Source organism: Cellulosimicrobium sp. NPDC030954 (assembly GCF_055571305.1).
This window is the reverse complement of the sequence record NZ_JBVIFN010000012.1, coordinates 52,833-66,235: the sequence shown is the minus strand read 5'-3', so window position 1 is coordinate 66,235 and position 13,403 is coordinate 52,833. Positions and strand designations below refer to the sequence as shown.

At 75.9% G+C, this 13,403-nt stretch carries 15 protein-coding genes; 9 read left to right on the top strand and 6 right to left on the bottom strand.

Features of this window, described 5'->3' with window-relative positions:
• Positions 1–5: 5 nt before the first annotated feature.
• Together ACZ402_RS18220 and ACZ402_RS18215 are read right to left on the bottom strand one after the other, a co-directional pair.
• Positions 6–1,748, bottom strand: a complete 1,743-nt coding sequence (locus ACZ402_RS18220; RefSeq protein ID WP_375825457.1) for an acyl-CoA dehydrogenase family protein — start codon at positions 1,746–1,748, stop codon at positions 6–8.
• A gap of 88 nt (positions 1,749–1,836) precedes the next feature.
• Positions 1,837–2,568 carry a TetR/AcrR family transcriptional regulator gene (locus tag ACZ402_RS18215; RefSeq protein WP_375825458.1) on the bottom strand — a complete coding sequence of 244 codons (732 nt, stop codon included), beginning with the start codon at positions 2,566–2,568 and terminating at the stop codon, positions 1,837–1,839.
• Between the two features lie 150 nt (positions 2,569–2,718).
• Between ACZ402_RS18215 and ACZ402_RS18210 the strand changes: the two genes are divergently transcribed.
• The gene (locus tag ACZ402_RS18210; protein WP_375825459.1) at positions 2,719–4,284 is read left to right on the top strand and encodes a class I adenylate-forming enzyme family protein; all 1,566 of its coding nucleotides are present in this window, start codon (positions 2,719–2,721) and stop codon (positions 4,282–4,284) included.
• A 25-nt stretch (positions 4,285–4,309) separates the two neighbouring features.
• Here ACZ402_RS18210 and ACZ402_RS18205 read toward each other — a convergent pair whose 3' ends face one another.
• Entirely contained in the window at positions 4,310–4,771 is a 462-nt protein-coding gene (locus ACZ402_RS18205) for an Lrp/AsnC family transcriptional regulator (protein ID WP_375825460.1), read from the bottom strand.
• Between the two features lie 190 nt (positions 4,772–4,961).
• On the opposite strand from ACZ402_RS18205, the gene ACZ402_RS18200 reads away from it, so the two are divergent.
• Positions 4,962–6,422, top strand: a complete 1,461-nt coding sequence (locus ACZ402_RS18200; protein WP_375825461.1) for an NAD(P)/FAD-dependent oxidoreductase — start codon at positions 4,962–4,964, stop codon at positions 6,420–6,422.
• Between the two features lie 139 nt (positions 6,423–6,561).
• Here the strand turns inward: ACZ402_RS18200 and ACZ402_RS18195 are convergent, their stop codons facing one another.
• Complete coding sequence (locus ACZ402_RS18195; protein ID WP_087470594.1) at positions 6,562–6,897, bottom strand: YnfA family protein; 336 nt, start codon at positions 6,895–6,897, stop codon at positions 6,562–6,564.
• Between the two features lie 199 nt (positions 6,898–7,096).
• Here ACZ402_RS18195 and ACZ402_RS18190 point away from each other — a divergent pair, with 199 nt between their 5' ends.
• The 4 genes from ACZ402_RS18190 (at position 7,097) to ACZ402_RS18175 (ending at position 10,030) form a co-directional block, all read left to right on the top strand.
• Positions 7,097–8,230: an RDD family protein gene (locus ACZ402_RS18190; protein WP_375825462.1), complete on the top strand. Its 1,134-nt coding sequence runs from the start codon at positions 7,097–7,099 to the stop codon at positions 8,228–8,230.
• Between the two features lie 297 nt (positions 8,231–8,527).
• Positions 8,528–8,773 (top strand): hypothetical protein, encoded by a 246-nt coding sequence (locus tag ACZ402_RS18185; protein WP_375825463.1) that lies wholly within the window; start codon positions 8,528–8,530, stop codon positions 8,771–8,773.
• Positions 8,774–8,827: 54 nt separating this feature from the next.
• Positions 8,828–9,613, top strand: a complete 786-nt coding sequence (locus ACZ402_RS18180) for a deoxyribonuclease IV (RefSeq protein WP_375825464.1) — start codon at positions 8,828–8,830, stop codon at positions 9,611–9,613.
• Positions 9,614–9,616: 3 nt separating this feature from the next.
• Positions 9,617–10,030 (top strand): VOC family protein, encoded by a 414-nt coding sequence (locus tag ACZ402_RS18175; RefSeq protein WP_375825465.1) that lies wholly within the window; start codon positions 9,617–9,619, stop codon positions 10,028–10,030.
• A 63-nt stretch (positions 10,031–10,093) separates the two neighbouring features.
• Here the strand turns inward: ACZ402_RS18175 and ACZ402_RS18170 are convergent, their stop codons facing one another.
• Positions 10,094–10,684, bottom strand: coding sequence for a COG4315 family predicted lipoprotein (locus ACZ402_RS18170; RefSeq protein ID WP_375825466.1), 591 nt, complete (start codon positions 10,682–10,684; stop codon positions 10,094–10,096).
• Positions 10,685–10,888: 204 nt separating this feature from the next.
• On the opposite strand from ACZ402_RS18170, the gene ACZ402_RS18165 reads away from it, so the two are divergent.
• The 3 genes from ACZ402_RS18165 to ACZ402_RS18155 are packed head-to-tail and all read left to right on the top strand — an operon-like array spanning position 10,889 to position 12,848.
• Entirely contained in the window at positions 10,889–11,575 is a 687-nt protein-coding gene (locus ACZ402_RS18165) for a YceI family protein (RefSeq protein WP_375825467.1), read from the top strand.
• 20 nt (positions 11,576–11,595) lie between these two features.
• A complete protein-coding gene (locus tag ACZ402_RS18160) occupies positions 11,596–12,102 on the top strand; it encodes a sigma-70 family RNA polymerase sigma factor (RefSeq protein WP_375825468.1) in 507 nt (168 codons plus the stop codon).
• A complete protein-coding gene (locus ACZ402_RS18155; protein WP_375825469.1) occupies positions 12,099–12,848 on the top strand; it encodes a zf-HC2 domain-containing protein in 750 nt (249 codons plus the stop codon). The genes ACZ402_RS18160 and ACZ402_RS18155 overlap by 4 nt, the downstream gene beginning before the upstream one ends.
• Positions 12,849–12,917: 69 nt before the next feature.
• Here ACZ402_RS18155 and ACZ402_RS18150 read toward each other — a convergent pair whose 3' ends face one another.
• Positions 12,918–13,367, bottom strand: a complete 450-nt coding sequence (locus tag ACZ402_RS18150) for an Lrp/AsnC family transcriptional regulator (RefSeq protein WP_375825470.1) — start codon at positions 13,365–13,367, stop codon at positions 12,918–12,920.
• Positions 13,368–13,403: the final 36 nt, after the last annotated feature.

The following is a 13,403-nucleotide window of genomic DNA, read 5'->3' as shown; positions in this document are numbered from 1 at the left end:
CCGGCTCACGCGCCCGCGTGCCGGGCGAGGATCGCGTGCGCGTCGGTGCCGCCGGGCAGGACGCCGTAGCCGTGGCCGCGGTCCTCCCCGAGGCGCGCCGCGACGAACGCGTCGGCCGTGCCCGACGGCGCGTGCCGCACCACGAGCGACGCCTGGAGCGCGAGCGCGAGCGACTCCACCACGCGACGGGCCTGCGCCTGCTGCGCCCCGGCGTCGGCCCCCGCGACCTCCGCGAGCAGCCGGCGCGTACTCGCGACGTGCGCGTCGAGGAGAGGGTGCGCCCCCGCCGTCGTGCCCAGCTCGGCCTGGAACGCCGCGACCGACTCCGGCTCGCGACCCATGGCGCGCAGCACGTCGAGCGCGATGACGTTGCCCGACCCCTCCCAGATCGCCATGACCGGCTGCTCGCGGTAGCGGCGCGCGAGCGGGAACGCCTCGGTGTAGCCGTTGCCCCCCAGGCACTCCATCGCCTCGTACGCGTGGTGCGGCCCGCGCTTGCACACCCAGTACTTGCTCACGGCCGTCGCGAGGCGGCGGAACGCGCGGTCGTGCTCGGTCTCGCCGTCGTGCGCGGCGGCGAGGCGCACCGACGTGAGCGTCGCGGCCTCGGACTCGAGCGCGAGGTCCGCGAGCACCGCGGTCATGGCGGGCTGGTCGACGAGCGCCGCGCCGAACGCGCTGCGGTGCCGTGCGTGCCACAGCGCCTCGGTGACCGCCTGGCGCATGCCCGCAGCCGAGCCGTGGACGCAGTCGAGGCGCGTGCGCGACACCATCTCGATGATCGTGCGCACCCCGCGCCCGGGTTCGCCGACGAGGAACCCGACCGTGCCGTCGAGCTCGATCTCCGACGACGCGTTCGACCGGTTGCCCAGCTTCTCCTTGAGGCGCTGGATGCGGAACACGTTGCGCGTCCCGTCCTCCAGCACGCGCGGCACGAGGAAGCACGACGGGGCGTCGTCGCCGCCGCGCGCGACCCCGCCCGGCCCGCCCGGGACCTGGGCGAGCACGAGGAACGCGTCCGACATCGGCGCCGAGCAGAACCACTTGTGCCCGGTCAGCAGGTAGGCGCCGTCCGCCTCGGCGGGCACGGCCGTCGTCGCGTTCGCGCGCACGTCCGAGCCGCCCTGCTTCTCCGTCATCGCCATGCCGACGAGCGCGCCGGGCTTGCTGCCCGGGGCCGCGAGGGCGCCGTCGTACCCGCGCGCGAGCAGCCGCGGCTCCCACACCGCGGCGAGCGACGGCGCGTGCCGCAGCGACGGCACCGCCGCGTGCGTCATGGAGACCGGGCACGCGTGGCCCGGCTCGACCTGCGCGAACAGCGAGAACACCGCGCCCCGCACGACGTTCGCCCCCGGCCCGGGCTCCGCCCACGCGCTCGTGTGCGCGCCGTGCGCGACGGCCGCCCCGATCACCTCGTGGTACGCGGGGTGGTACTCGACCTCGTCGACGCGGTTCCCGCGGCGGTCGTGCGTGCGCAGCACGGGCTCGTGGACGTTCGCGAGCTCGGCCGCGCGCTGGAAGTCGCCCGTCCCGACGAGCGCGCCGACCGCGACGAGCTGGCCCTCGCCCCACGCCCCGCCGTACGCGTGCACCGCCTCGCGCAGCACGGGGTGGTCGAGGTACTCGTTGACCCCCTCGCGCTCCGGCGGCTGGTTGGTCACACGGTGCGTGACGTGCGGCGCGGGGTGCGCGCCGTCGGCCGGGTCGACGGCGGGACGCGTGGCGGGGGTGGTGTCGGTCGGGGTCATGGTGTGTCCTCCTGCGGCTCTGCGGGTGGCTCGGGGTCGGGACGCCGCCGGGCGGCGCCCGGAGGGTTCGGGGCTGGTCGGGCAGACGTCAGGCGGGGGCCGATGCAGGGGCGGCGGCCGCCGCCCGGGCGCCGACGGCGCCCAGGCAGAAGCGCAGGATCGTCGCGACGACGGCGTCCCGCACCGCGGGCGGGACCGTGCCGTCGGAGGCGGTCGGGCCGCCACCCGCGAGCGGGACCGTGCGGTCGGAGGCGGTCGGGCCGCCACCCGCGAGCGGGGAGAGCGGACCGGTGAGCGACTCGCCGATCGCGCCGACGAGGGCGGTCGCGACGACCGCGACGTCCTGGTCGGGGATCTCCCCGGCGTCGACGCCGGCGCGCACGACGTCCGCGAACGTCTCGGCGTACGCGCGCCGGTACTCCAGGCGTGCGGCGTCGACGGCCGGGTGGACGGGCTCGAGCAGCAGCGCCCACGCGAGCGTCGGACCGCGCAGGGCGCGCCGCGCGAACGTCTCCACGGCGCGGGCGAGGCGCGCGACGGTCCGCCCGCCCGGGAGGTCGTCGGGGCGGGCCGCGGCGGCGGAGCGCACGGCGTCCAGCTCGACGTCCGCCGCCTGCCGGAACACGGCCACGAGCAGGTCGGCCTTGGTCGGGAAGTACGAGTAGACGCCGCCGGTGCTCACCCCCGCGCGCGTGGCCAGCGCCTGCACGCTCGCCCCGGCGAACCCGTGCTCGGCGACGATCGTGCGCGCCGCGGCGAGCAGCGCCTCGCGCTTGCGCTCGCGGGCGGCACGCGTGGCGGGCGTCTCGCGGTAGGGCACGGTTCCTCCGTCGTCGTCGAGGGTGCGCCGCGTCGTCGCGGCTTCCCACCAAGAATTGAACCATGATTCAATTCATCGCGGCACCGGCCCCGTCCGGGCCGCCGAGACGGCGTCGACGACGACGCCGGGCAGGACGTCGAGGAGGACGACATGCACCTGGGCAGCATGCTGGAGAGCACGGCACGCAAGGTCCCCGCCAAGGAGGCGCTCGTGCTGGGCGAGCGCCGGCTCACCTACGCCGAGCTGGACGACGCCGCGCGTCGCGCGGCCGCCGTGTTCCGCGACGCCGGGGTCCGCCCGGGCGACCGCGTCACCGTCATGACGTTCAACACCCCCGGCTTCGTCGTCGCGGCGTTCGGCCTGTGGCGCGCGGGCGCCGTGCTCGTCCCCGTCAACCACAAGCTCCAGGCGCCCGAGGTCGCGCGGCTCGTCGCCCACAGCGGCGCCGTCCTGGGCGTCGCGGACGCGAGCCTGGCTCCCGTCGTGAGCGCCGCCGCGCCCGCGGTGCGCTGGCTGTGGACGGAGACGGACGCCGTCGGGCACGGGGCGGCAGGCGCCGAGGGGACGCCGGGGCCCGACGACTTCGACGCGCTGGTCGCGGCCGCCGAGGCGTGGGACGGCGTCCCGCCCGACCAGGACACCATCGCGCAGGTGCTCTACACGTCCGGCACGACGGCGGCCCCCAAGGGCTGCGAGCACACCCACCGCGGGCTGAGCTCGGTCGCGGCGTACACGACGGCCGCCGTCGGGCTGCGCGCGGACGACCGGTTCCTCCTCGCGATGCCGATCTGGCACGCGTCACCGCTCAACAACTGGTTCCTGTCGATGGTGTTCCTCGGCGGGACGACCGTGCTGCTGCGCGAGTACCACCCGATCGAGATGCTGCGGACGGTCGAGGCCGAGCGCACGACCGCGTTCTTCGGCGCGCCCATCGCGTACGTCGCGCCGCTCCAGATCGCCGCCGCGCAGGGCATCGACCTGTCGACGTTCGACCTGTCGAGCGCGCGGCTGTGGCTCGCCGGCGGCGCGCCCGTCGGCGCGGACACGGTCCGGGCGATCCGGGCCGCCTACCCGGGCGAGCTGCACCAGGTCTACGGCATGAGCGAGATGGGGCCGGTCGGCACCGCGCTCGGCCCGGCCGACCAGGAGCGCAAGGCGGGCTCGATCGGCCACGCCGGGATGCCCGGCGTCGACGTGCGGGTCGTGGACCTCGACGGGGACGACGTCGGCCCCGGCGGGACCGGGGAGATCTGGCTGCGGTCGGACACCCGGATGGTCGGCTACCTCGACGACCCCGAGGCGACCGAGGCCGTGTTCGTCGGCGACTGGTACCGGACGGGCGACGTCGTGCGCGTCGACGAGGACGGGTACCTCTTCATCGTCGACCGGCTCAAGGACGTCATCATCACCGGCGGCGAGAACGTGTACTCGCAGGAGGTCGAGGAGGCGCTGCGCGGGTCGCCGGAGGTCGCGGACGTCGCCGTCGTCGGCCGCCCGCACGCCGACTGGGGCGAGACCGTCGTCGCGTTCGTCGTCCCCGCCCCCGGGACCGAGCCGTCCCTCGACTCGCTGCGCGCGTTCCTCGCCGACCGGCTCGCGCGCTACAAGGTGCCGCGCGACGTCGTGCTCGTCACCGAGCTCCCGCGCAACCCCTCCGGCAAGCTCACCAAGCACGTGCTGCGGTCGCGCGTGCGCGAGGAGGCGACCGCCGGCTGAGCCGGTGCCGGGGCGCGACGGGACGTCAGGGACGCGCGTGCTCGAAGATCACGGTCGTGCTCGTCCCGGCGACCTCGGGCCGCACGCTGAGCGTCCGGGACACCAGGTCGCGCAGGGCGTCGGAGTCGGCGACCGCGACGTGCAGGAGGAAGTCGCGGTCGCCGGTGACGAAGAAGACGCCCTCGACGTCGGGCAGCGCGAGCAGGTAGTCGCGGAACGCCTCGAGGCCCTTGCGTGCCCCGGCCTGGAGCCGGATCGCGATGAGCGCCTCGAGCCCGCGGCCCAGCGCGGCCGGGTCGACGTCGGCCCGGAAGCCGCGGATCACGCCGCGCTCCACGAGCGCGCGGACGCGCGCGTGACAGGTCGACGCGGCGATGCCGACGCGGGCCGCGATCGCCGCGTTCGTCGCGCGTGCGTCGGTCGCGAGGACGTCGAGGATGCGGCGGTCGACGTCGTCCAGGACGGCGGGTCGAAGATCCTTCGGCACGGGGAGCCTCCTCTGGCAGTTCTACGAAGGTCGCGACGGTCGATTCCTATCGTCACGACGATCCTTCGGCACATCTTGCCGCACGCCGAAGGATCCACCACCCTGGAGTCGTGCGGCACCATCCCGCCGCACGCCAGCCACGCGCCCGCCTCGCCACCCGCGAGGCGGGCGTCGGTCGAAGGAGCCCGGCGTGAGCACGACCTCTCGTCCCCGTCCCCGTACCCGTGACGCCCGGCCCGCGGCGCCGGGCCGAGCGCCCCGCACGGCGATCGTCGTCGGCGCCGGCATGGTCGGCCTCGCCACCGCCTGGCACCTGCAGGAGCAGGGCGTCGAGGTCACCGTCGTCGACCGCGAGGGCGTCGCCGCCGGGTCGTCGTGGGGCAACGCCGGGTGGCTGACCCCCGGCATGGCGATGCCGCTCGCCGACCCGTCCCTGTGGACGTACGGCCCGCGCGCCCTCCTCGACCCCGCCGCGCCCCTGCACGTCCCGCTGCGGTTCGACCCGCGCCTGTGGTCGTTCTTCGCGCGTTTCATGGCGCACGCGACGCAGCGCCGCTGGGACCACGCGATGGCGGCCCTCACCCCGATCGACCGCGTCGCGCTCGACGCGTTCGACGAGCTCGCCGCGGGCGGGAGCTTCGGGCACGGCGTCGAGGCCGCGACCACGCCCGGGCCGTTCACCGTCGCGTTCGAGCACGTGCGCGAGGCGCGGCCGTTCCTCCGCGAGCTCGAGCACGTCGCCGCCGCCGGCCAGACCGTGCCCGTCCGGCGCGTCGAGGCCGGGGAGCGTGCGCACCAGCTCACCGACAGCGTCTCCACCGTCTACGCCCTCGAGGGCCAGCGGTTCCTCGAGCCCGGACCGTTCGTCCACGCCCTGGCCGACTCCGTGCGCGCCCGCGGCGGGCGGATCCTCACCGGGCTCGAGGTCCTCGACGTCGAGCCCGGCCGCCTCGGCGCGTGCGTCTACGCACGCGCGGTGCACCCCGACGCCGCCGCGCACCCCGCGCTCGTCGGCGCGACGCGCGGGTCCGGAGCCGCCCGGGCGGCGGGCGCGACGACCGGGCGGAGCGACGCCGTCGGGCCGGAGGCCGCGGAGCCCCGCCGCGCCGGGTCCCCCACCGAGCGCGAGGAAGGGGTCGTGCTGCGCGGCGACGCCGTCGTGCTCGCGACGGGTGCGTGGCTCCCGACGCTCGCCGCGCCGCTCGGCGTGCGCACGCGCGTCCAGGCCGGGCGCGGCTACTCGTTCACCGTGAAGACGGACGAGCCCGTCGAGACGCCGATCTACCTGCCCGCGCGCCGCGTCGCGTGCACCCCGTACCAGGGGCGGTTCCGCATCGCGGGGACCATGGAGTTCCGCGGCCCGGACGAGCCGCTCCAGCCGCGCCGCATCGAGGCGATCCTCGCGTCCGTACGGCACCTGTTCCAGGGCGTCGACCTCGACGACCGCCACGACGAGTGGGTCGGGTCGCGCCCCGTCACGCCCGACGGTCTCCCGCTCGTCGGCGCGACACGCACCCCCGGCGTCTACGTCGCGGGCGGCCACGGCATGTGGGGCATCGTCCTCGGCCCGGCCACCGGCCGCGCGCTCGCCCACCTCATCACGACGGGCGAGACCCCGGACGAGATCCGCCCCTTCGACCCCCTGCGCTGACCACCCCACCCCGCGCCGAGCACGACGTTGCTGTCGTTATCGGGCCGATAACGACAGCAACGTCGTGCTCGACCGGGAGCAGGGTCGTGGTCGACGGCGTCGGGTGGGTCGCGAAGGAGCGGCGCCCGCCAGGCTGTGGCTACTCCGGGCGCGGCGCGTACATGATGACCGCGACGCCGGCGAGGCAGAGCAGCGCGCCGACGACGTCCCACCGGTCCGGGCGGAAGCCGTCCACGACCATGCCCCACGCGAGCGAGCCGGCGACGAACACCCCGCCGTACGCGGCGAGGATGCGGCCGAAGTTCGCGTCCGGCTGGAGCGTCGCGACGACGCCGTAGAGCCCGAGCGCGACGACGCCCGCCCCGATCCACAGCCAGCCCCGGTGCTCGCGCAGGCCCTGCCACACGAGCCACGCCCCGCCGATCTCCAGCAGCGCGGCGAGCACGAACAGCGGGATCGAGCGCGCGAGGTCCATGCGCGCCAGCGTAGGCCCGCTCGGACACCCGCCGTCGAGCACGACCCTGCTCCCCGTCGAACACGACATCGATGTCGTTATCGCCCCGATAACGACACCGATGTCGTGTTCGGCGGGAGAGCCGGGCGGGCCGGCGGGCCCGGGGCGGGCAAGGGGCGGGCCGCTTCCCGGGGGGCGGGGTCTCTGACAGGATCGGCCGGTGGCCATCGACGCTCCGACCGGCAGGGGGCCGACGCACGACGTCGGAGCCGGAGACCTCGATCCGGCGCTGCCCGGGTTCGGCCCGGAGCCGACGCGCGAGGAGTACGCGAGCTGGTCCCGCCGCGTCGTCGCGTCGCTGCTCGACACGGCGATCGTCGCGACGGTGCTGTTCCTCGCGGTCGGGCCCGCCTACGAGGTGGCCTGGCTCCCCGGGATCAGCTTCGGCGTGACCGCGAGCACCGTGGTCCCCGGCGGGACCTGGTGGGCTCTCGGCACCGCGGCCGCGCTCTTCGCCCTCCAGGGCTGGACCGGGGCGACGCCCGGCAAGCGGACGGTGGGGATCGTCGTCGTGCACGACGCCACCGGACGGCCCGCCGGCGTGATCCGCACCGTCCTGCGACAGCTGGCCCACGTCCTCGACGCGATCCTGTACATCGGCTTCCTCCGCCCGCTGTGGCACGCGCAACGTCGGACGTTCGCCGACTCGCTGTGCAGCACGGTCGTGCTGCGGCAGGTCCGCCCGCCCGTGCCGTTCCTCGGCCCTGGCACCGGGCTCGGGGGCCCGACGCCGTCGCGCACCGTCACGGCCGTGGCGACGGTCCTGTCCGTCGGGAGCGCGGTGTTCATCCTGGGTCCCTCCACGTCCACCGCGGGGGACGTGTGGACGTCGACCTGCACGCCGGCCGTGGAGGACACCTCCCCGCTGGCGGTCGGGGACGTGCAGGTCGTCGCCTGGTCGACGCCGGGGACGGAGTCGCGATGGGGCGTGACGCGGACGACGCCCGCGCCGGAAGGAGCCGGCGACGAGTCCGGCCTCGACGCGTCGTTCGCGGTCGACCTCGACCTGGACGCCACGCCCGACCAGCCTCTCGACGCCGCGCTCGTCCTGCGCCTCGAGACCTGGCAGGGCGACGACCTCGGCACGTTCGAGTCGCCGTTCCGGGTCGAGCAGCGCGCCGACGGCAGCGGCGAGTGGGAGGTCGTCGCACCCACGCCGGACGGCTCCGGGCTCGACCGGGTCCACGTCCCGGCGGCGACGGTCGCCGCGCTCCCGACGGCGTGGAGCTGGGAGGCCTCGGTCGTCGTCGAGGGCGAGACCGTAGCGACGTGCGGGGCTCGCGGCCCGTCCTGACCACCCGCCTCCAGGACGAGACCCCCCGAAGCCCCCGGACGAGCACGACCCCACCCGCCGTCGAGCACGACGTGGGTGTCGTTATCCGCCGTATAACGACACCCATGTCGTGCTCGACGCCGGGGCGGGCCGCATCACGGAGCAACAGGACGGCTGCAACACTGCCGAAACGCCTCGGACGGCCGGATGAAACGTCGCCGGCGCACGATGGGGGTGCGCCGGGCCACGAGCCCGGCGCACCAGCATCCGTCCCGACCTCGCGGCCGCCCTGCGCGACCGCGGACCGAGGAGGCCACCGTGCCGGACAACCGCCCGCTCTTCTCCGCCCCGTCGACGACGACCGCTCCCACGACGGCGGACGGACTCCGACCCGGCGACCACGGCATCACCCTGGACCCCGACTCCCGCGACGCGACGCGGCGTCGGGCCAACCCCGGCGACGAGCTCACCGTGGACCCCGCCGACCGCCGTCGCCGCGCCCGCGCCGCGCTGCTCGACCTGCGCCGCGACGTCGTCCGCCGCAGCAGCGCCACCGGGTGGTGAGCCCCCGGGCGTCGGAGCGGCACGACGTGGGAGGCGACGCGTAGGTTGGTCCCCATGCGGATCGGAGCCCACCTCGACCAGTCGGACGTCGTCGCGCAGGCAGCGAGCATCGGCGCGGACGTCGCCCAGATCTTCCTCGGTGACCCCCAGTCCTGGAAGGGACCGGAGTTCACGTTCCCGGGCGGCGCGGAGGCCCTGAAGGACGCCGCCGCGGCGGCGGACCTCGAGCTCGTGGTGCACGCGCCGTACGTCATCAACGTCGCGAGCCCCAACAACCGCATCCGCATCCCGAGCCGCAAGCTGCTCCAGCAGATCGTCGACGGTGCGGCGGCGGTCGGCGCGACGGGCGTCGTGGTCCACGGCGGGCACGTCACCGCGAAGGAGGACCCGGAGAAGGGGTTCGACAACTGGCGCAAGGCGATCGACGCGCTCCAGACGGACGTCACCGTGTACATCGAGAACACCGCCGGGGGCGACTTCTCGATGGCCCGCCGCCTCGACCGGATAGAAGGCCTCTGGGCGGCCGTCCAGCAGGCCGACGGCGCCGAGAACGTCGGGTTCTGCCTCGACACGTGCCACGCGTGGGCGGGCGGCATCGACCTCACGACGGCGGTCGACCAGGTCCGCGCGATCACGGGCCGCGTCGACCTCGTGCACCTCAACAACAGCCGCGACACCGCGGGCTCCGGCGCCGACCGCCACGCGGGCCTCACCGCCGGGACGATCGACCCGGAGCTCCTGCTCGGGGTCGTGCGCGCCGCCGGGACGTCGGTCGTGTGCGAGACGCACGCGGACGTGCCCACCGACGTCGCGTGGCTGCGCGAGCAGCAGCTCGGCTGAGCCGTGGGAGACCCGCGCCCGCTGCGGCTCCGCAACGTCACCGTCGACGCACGCGACCCCCGCGCGCTCGCGGAGTTCTACCGTCGCCTCACCGGCTGGGAGTACACCCCCGGCCACGAGGTCGCGGACCCGGCCGGCGACGACTGGCTCTCGCTCCAGGTCCCGGGCGGCGCGTCGCGCCTCGCGTTCCAGCGGTCCGACGCCGACGTCCCGCCGTGGCCCGGCGGCGCCCGGGTGCACGTCGACCTCGACGTGCCTGACCTCGGGACCGCGCACGAGCACGCGCTCGCGTGCGGCGCGCGCCCGCTCACGGGGACGCCGGAGGAGGAGGGCCACCCTGACGACCTCTTCCGCGTCTACGCGGACCCCGAGGGCCACCCGTTCTGCCTGAGCTCGCCGCCGCTCGACCACGCGTGACCGGACGCGGGCGGGACGCGGGCCGGGCGCGGCAGCCGTCGCCGCACGCGGTCCGTAGCCCGGTCAGTAGCCCGACCCCGTCGCGGGTGCGGCGTCCATGATCTCGGTGCCGTCCGGCGCGACGACGTACCAGACGCCGTTGACGCCCTGACCCGACACGTCGCCCGGGCCCTGGTCGGCGGCGTACGTGTAGAGCGGACGGCCGTCGAGCGTGATCTGCAGCTCGCCGTCGACCCCGGTGATGGTCCCGACCTCGGCCGTGACGCCGTCGACCTCGGGGTCGACGCTCGCCGCGTGGACCGCGGGCCACGCGGCGGCGCACTCGCCCTCGCACGCGCTCTCGCCCGAGCCCGGCGTGTCCTTGTCGAAGTAGTAGACCGTCATGCCCTGGCCGTCGACGACGACGGTGCCGAGCGAGGAGTCGGCCGTGCCCAGGGCCGGCCCGGAGCCCGCGCCGTCGCCGGTCGCGCCGTCGCTCGTCGTGCCGGAGTCCGTGGACCGGCTGCTCCCGCCTCCGCCGTAGAGGCCGCCTCCCCCGCCGGAGCATCCGCCGAGCACGCCGGTCAGCACGCCGACCAGCCCGGCGACGAGCACGACGGTGGGGGCGGCGCGGACGGTCCGTGCCGGGGCTGTGGTGGTCAGGGTGCGACGCATGTCGACTCCTCGAGAGGGCGGTCGGGGTCGCGAGCACGGCCCCTACTCCCACGACGGCGCGGCGCCCCGCGAGGTTCACCCGGCCGCCGCGCGTCCCGTCGAGCGGCCGGCACGGACGTCCGGACAGGTCGGGGTGAACCGATCGGCCGACCGCCTCGTCTTCCTGGGTGACGGGGTCGACGGAGGATGATCGGAGGAACGGACGTGCGCAGGAGGACGAAGGTGCTCGTGGGTGTCGGGGTCGGTGTCGCGGTGCTGGGCGGTGCCGCGGTCGTGGTCGGCCCCGGCCTGTACGCGGACTGGTCCAACCGCGCCGCGGCCGAGGAGCCCACGCTCGACGCGCCGTCGGGCGACGCGGGCGCCCTGGACCCGGCGAGCCTCGCGGGCGGCTGGACCGTCGCGGACGGCTCGTTCGCGGGGTACCGCGTCCACGAGGTGCTGCAGGGCGAGGACGTCACCGTGACCGGCCGGACGGACCAGGTCACAGGGTCGTTCACCGTCGCGGACGGCGCGCTCACCGCGGCGACGGTCGAGGTCGACATGGCGAGCGTCGCGACGGACGAGCCGCCGCGGGACGCCTACTTCCGCGGCTCCGCGCTCGACGTCGGGACGTTCCCCACCGCGACGTTCGCCCTGACCGAGCCCGCCGACCTCCCGACGGGCACCGCCGACGTCGAGCTCACGGGCGACCTGACGATCCACGGCGTGACGCGGCCCGTCACGGTCGATGCCCAGGTCGGCACGACCGCCGACGGCGTCCAGGTGGTCGGGAGCGTCCCGATCACGTTCTCCGACTTCGACGTCCAGGCGCCGAGCCTCGGGTTCGTCACGGTCGACGACGCGGGCAGCGTCGAGTTCGGCCTCGACCTCGTGCCGTCGGCCGGGTCGTGACGGACGGGGAGGCGCCGCGCGTGCGCGCCGACGCCGACGACCTGCTGCGGGCGGTCCACGCCGCGCACGGTCCCGCGCTGGAGCGCTACGTCGCGCGCCTCACCGACGACCCCGCGCAGGCGCAGGACGTGGTCCAGGAGACCCTGCTGCGGGCGTGGCGCCATCCCGAGGTGCTGGGGCGCCCGGAGGGCTCGGTGCGCGCGTGGCTCTTCACCGTCGCGCGGAACCTCGTCGTGGACGAGCTGCGCAGCGCGCACCACCGCCGCGAGCTCGCGAGCGCCGACGTCCCCGACCACGGCGAGGCGGACGCGACGCAGGCCGTCCTCGACGCGTGGCTCGTCGCCGACGCGCTCGTGTCGCTCTCCCCCGAGCACCGGGCCGTCGTCGTCGACGCGTACTACCACGGGCGTTCCGTGGCCGAGATGGCGTCGGCGCACGGCGTCCCGCCCGGGACCGTGAAGTCCCGCATGCACTACGCGCTCCGCGCGCTGAGGCTCGCGCTGCAGGAGAAGGGAGTCTCGTCATGACCGCCACCCCTCCCCCGGACCCGTACCGCGAGTGGGACGCGGCGTACGTGCTGGGTGCGCTCAGCCCGCGCGACCGGCGCGCGTTCGAGCAGCACCTCACGTCGTGCCCCGCGTGCCGGGAGGCGGTCGGCGAGCTCGCCGGCATGCCCGGGATCCTCGGCATGCTCACCGCGGAGCACGCCGACGCGCTCGTGGACGGCGCCGGCTCTCGCACGCTCTCCAGCGCACCGGGCGTCGTGCGCGGCGACGCGCCGGACGGGGACGACGGCACCGTCGTCCCGCTCGCGGCCGTCGCGGCACGCGCGCGGCACCGCCAGGTCCGACGTCGCGCGCTGCTCTCGGCGGCCGCCGTCGGGCTGGTCGTGGCGGGCGGCGTGGGCGGCGCGGCGGTCACGCGGCCGGACGTCGCCGCGCCCCCGGTCGCGACCGCGACGACCGAGGTCGCGCTGGAGCCGGTCGGGGCGGCGGACGTGCGCGCCGACCTCACGCTGACCCCGGCCGCGTGGGGCACGCGTCTCGACTGGTCGTGCTCGTACCCCGTCGGGGAGTGGGAGGACGGTGCGACGTACCAGCTCGTCCTCGTGGACGACGCCGGCGCCCGGGAGGTCGTCGCCACGTGGTCGTCCACCGAGGCGGGGACCTCGGACGGGCTCGGCGCGTCGTCCGCCGTCCCCGTCGACGGCATCGCACGCCTCGAGCTCGGCGTCGTGGGGGTCGATGGCCCGCTGGCCGCGGCCGACGTGTGACGTCCCCGGCCCGGCGCCCGGCGGACGCCGCCGCGCGGTCAGGCCGGCGGGAGGGACGCCGCCGCGCGGTCAGGCCGGCGGGGTGGCGGGCGAGACCGGTCGCTCGAAGAAGGTCTCGAGGACGACGACGGACTGGGTCCCGCTGACGCCGTCGACGGCGTGGATCCGGCGCAGCACGTCCTGCAGCTGCTCGGTGGTGGCGGTCCGGACCTTGACCAGCACGGACGCCGTGCCCGCCGTGACGTGCGCCTCGACGACCTCGGGGATCGCCGCGAAGTCGTCCCCGGAGCTGCCCATCCAGGCGTCGGAGTCGACCATCACGTAGGCGAGCAGCGCCCCGCCGACCGCAGCCGGGTCGACGTCGATCGTGGTGCGACGGACGACGCCCCGCGCCCGGAGCTTGCGGACGCGCTCGTGCGCGGCGCCGGCCGAGAGGCCCACGGCCTCTCCCAGCGTCGCGTACGACTGCGTCGCGTCGCGCTGGAGCTGGACGAGCAGCTCACGGTCGAGGTGGTCCACGACTTCTCCGTCCGTTCGGCGATGACTTGCAAGGAC

Excerpts from the sequence above, each read along its gene's own strand:
- ACZ402_RS18195 (WP_087470594.1), bottom strand. The coding sequence starts at position 6,897 with ATGGACCTCGCGCGCTCGATCCCGCTGTTCGTGCTCGCCGCGCTGCTG.
- ACZ402_RS18170 (WP_375825466.1), bottom strand. The coding sequence starts at position 10,684 with ATGCGTCGCACCCTGACCACCACAGCCCCGGCACGGACCGTCCGCGCC.
- ACZ402_RS18155 (WP_375825469.1), top strand. The coding sequence starts at position 12,099 with ATGACCGCCACCCCTCCCCCGGACCCGTACCGCGAGTGGGACGCGGCG.
- ACZ402_RS18220 (WP_375825457.1), bottom strand. The coding sequence starts at position 1,748 with ATGACCCCGACCGACACCACCCCCGCCACGCGTCCCGCCGTCGACCCG.
- ACZ402_RS18210 (WP_375825459.1), top strand. The coding sequence starts at position 2,719 with ATGCACCTGGGCAGCATGCTGGAGAGCACGGCACGCAAGGTCCCCGCC.
- ACZ402_RS18180 (WP_375825464.1), top strand. The coding sequence starts at position 8,828 with ATGCGGATCGGAGCCCACCTCGACCAGTCGGACGTCGTCGCGCAGGCA.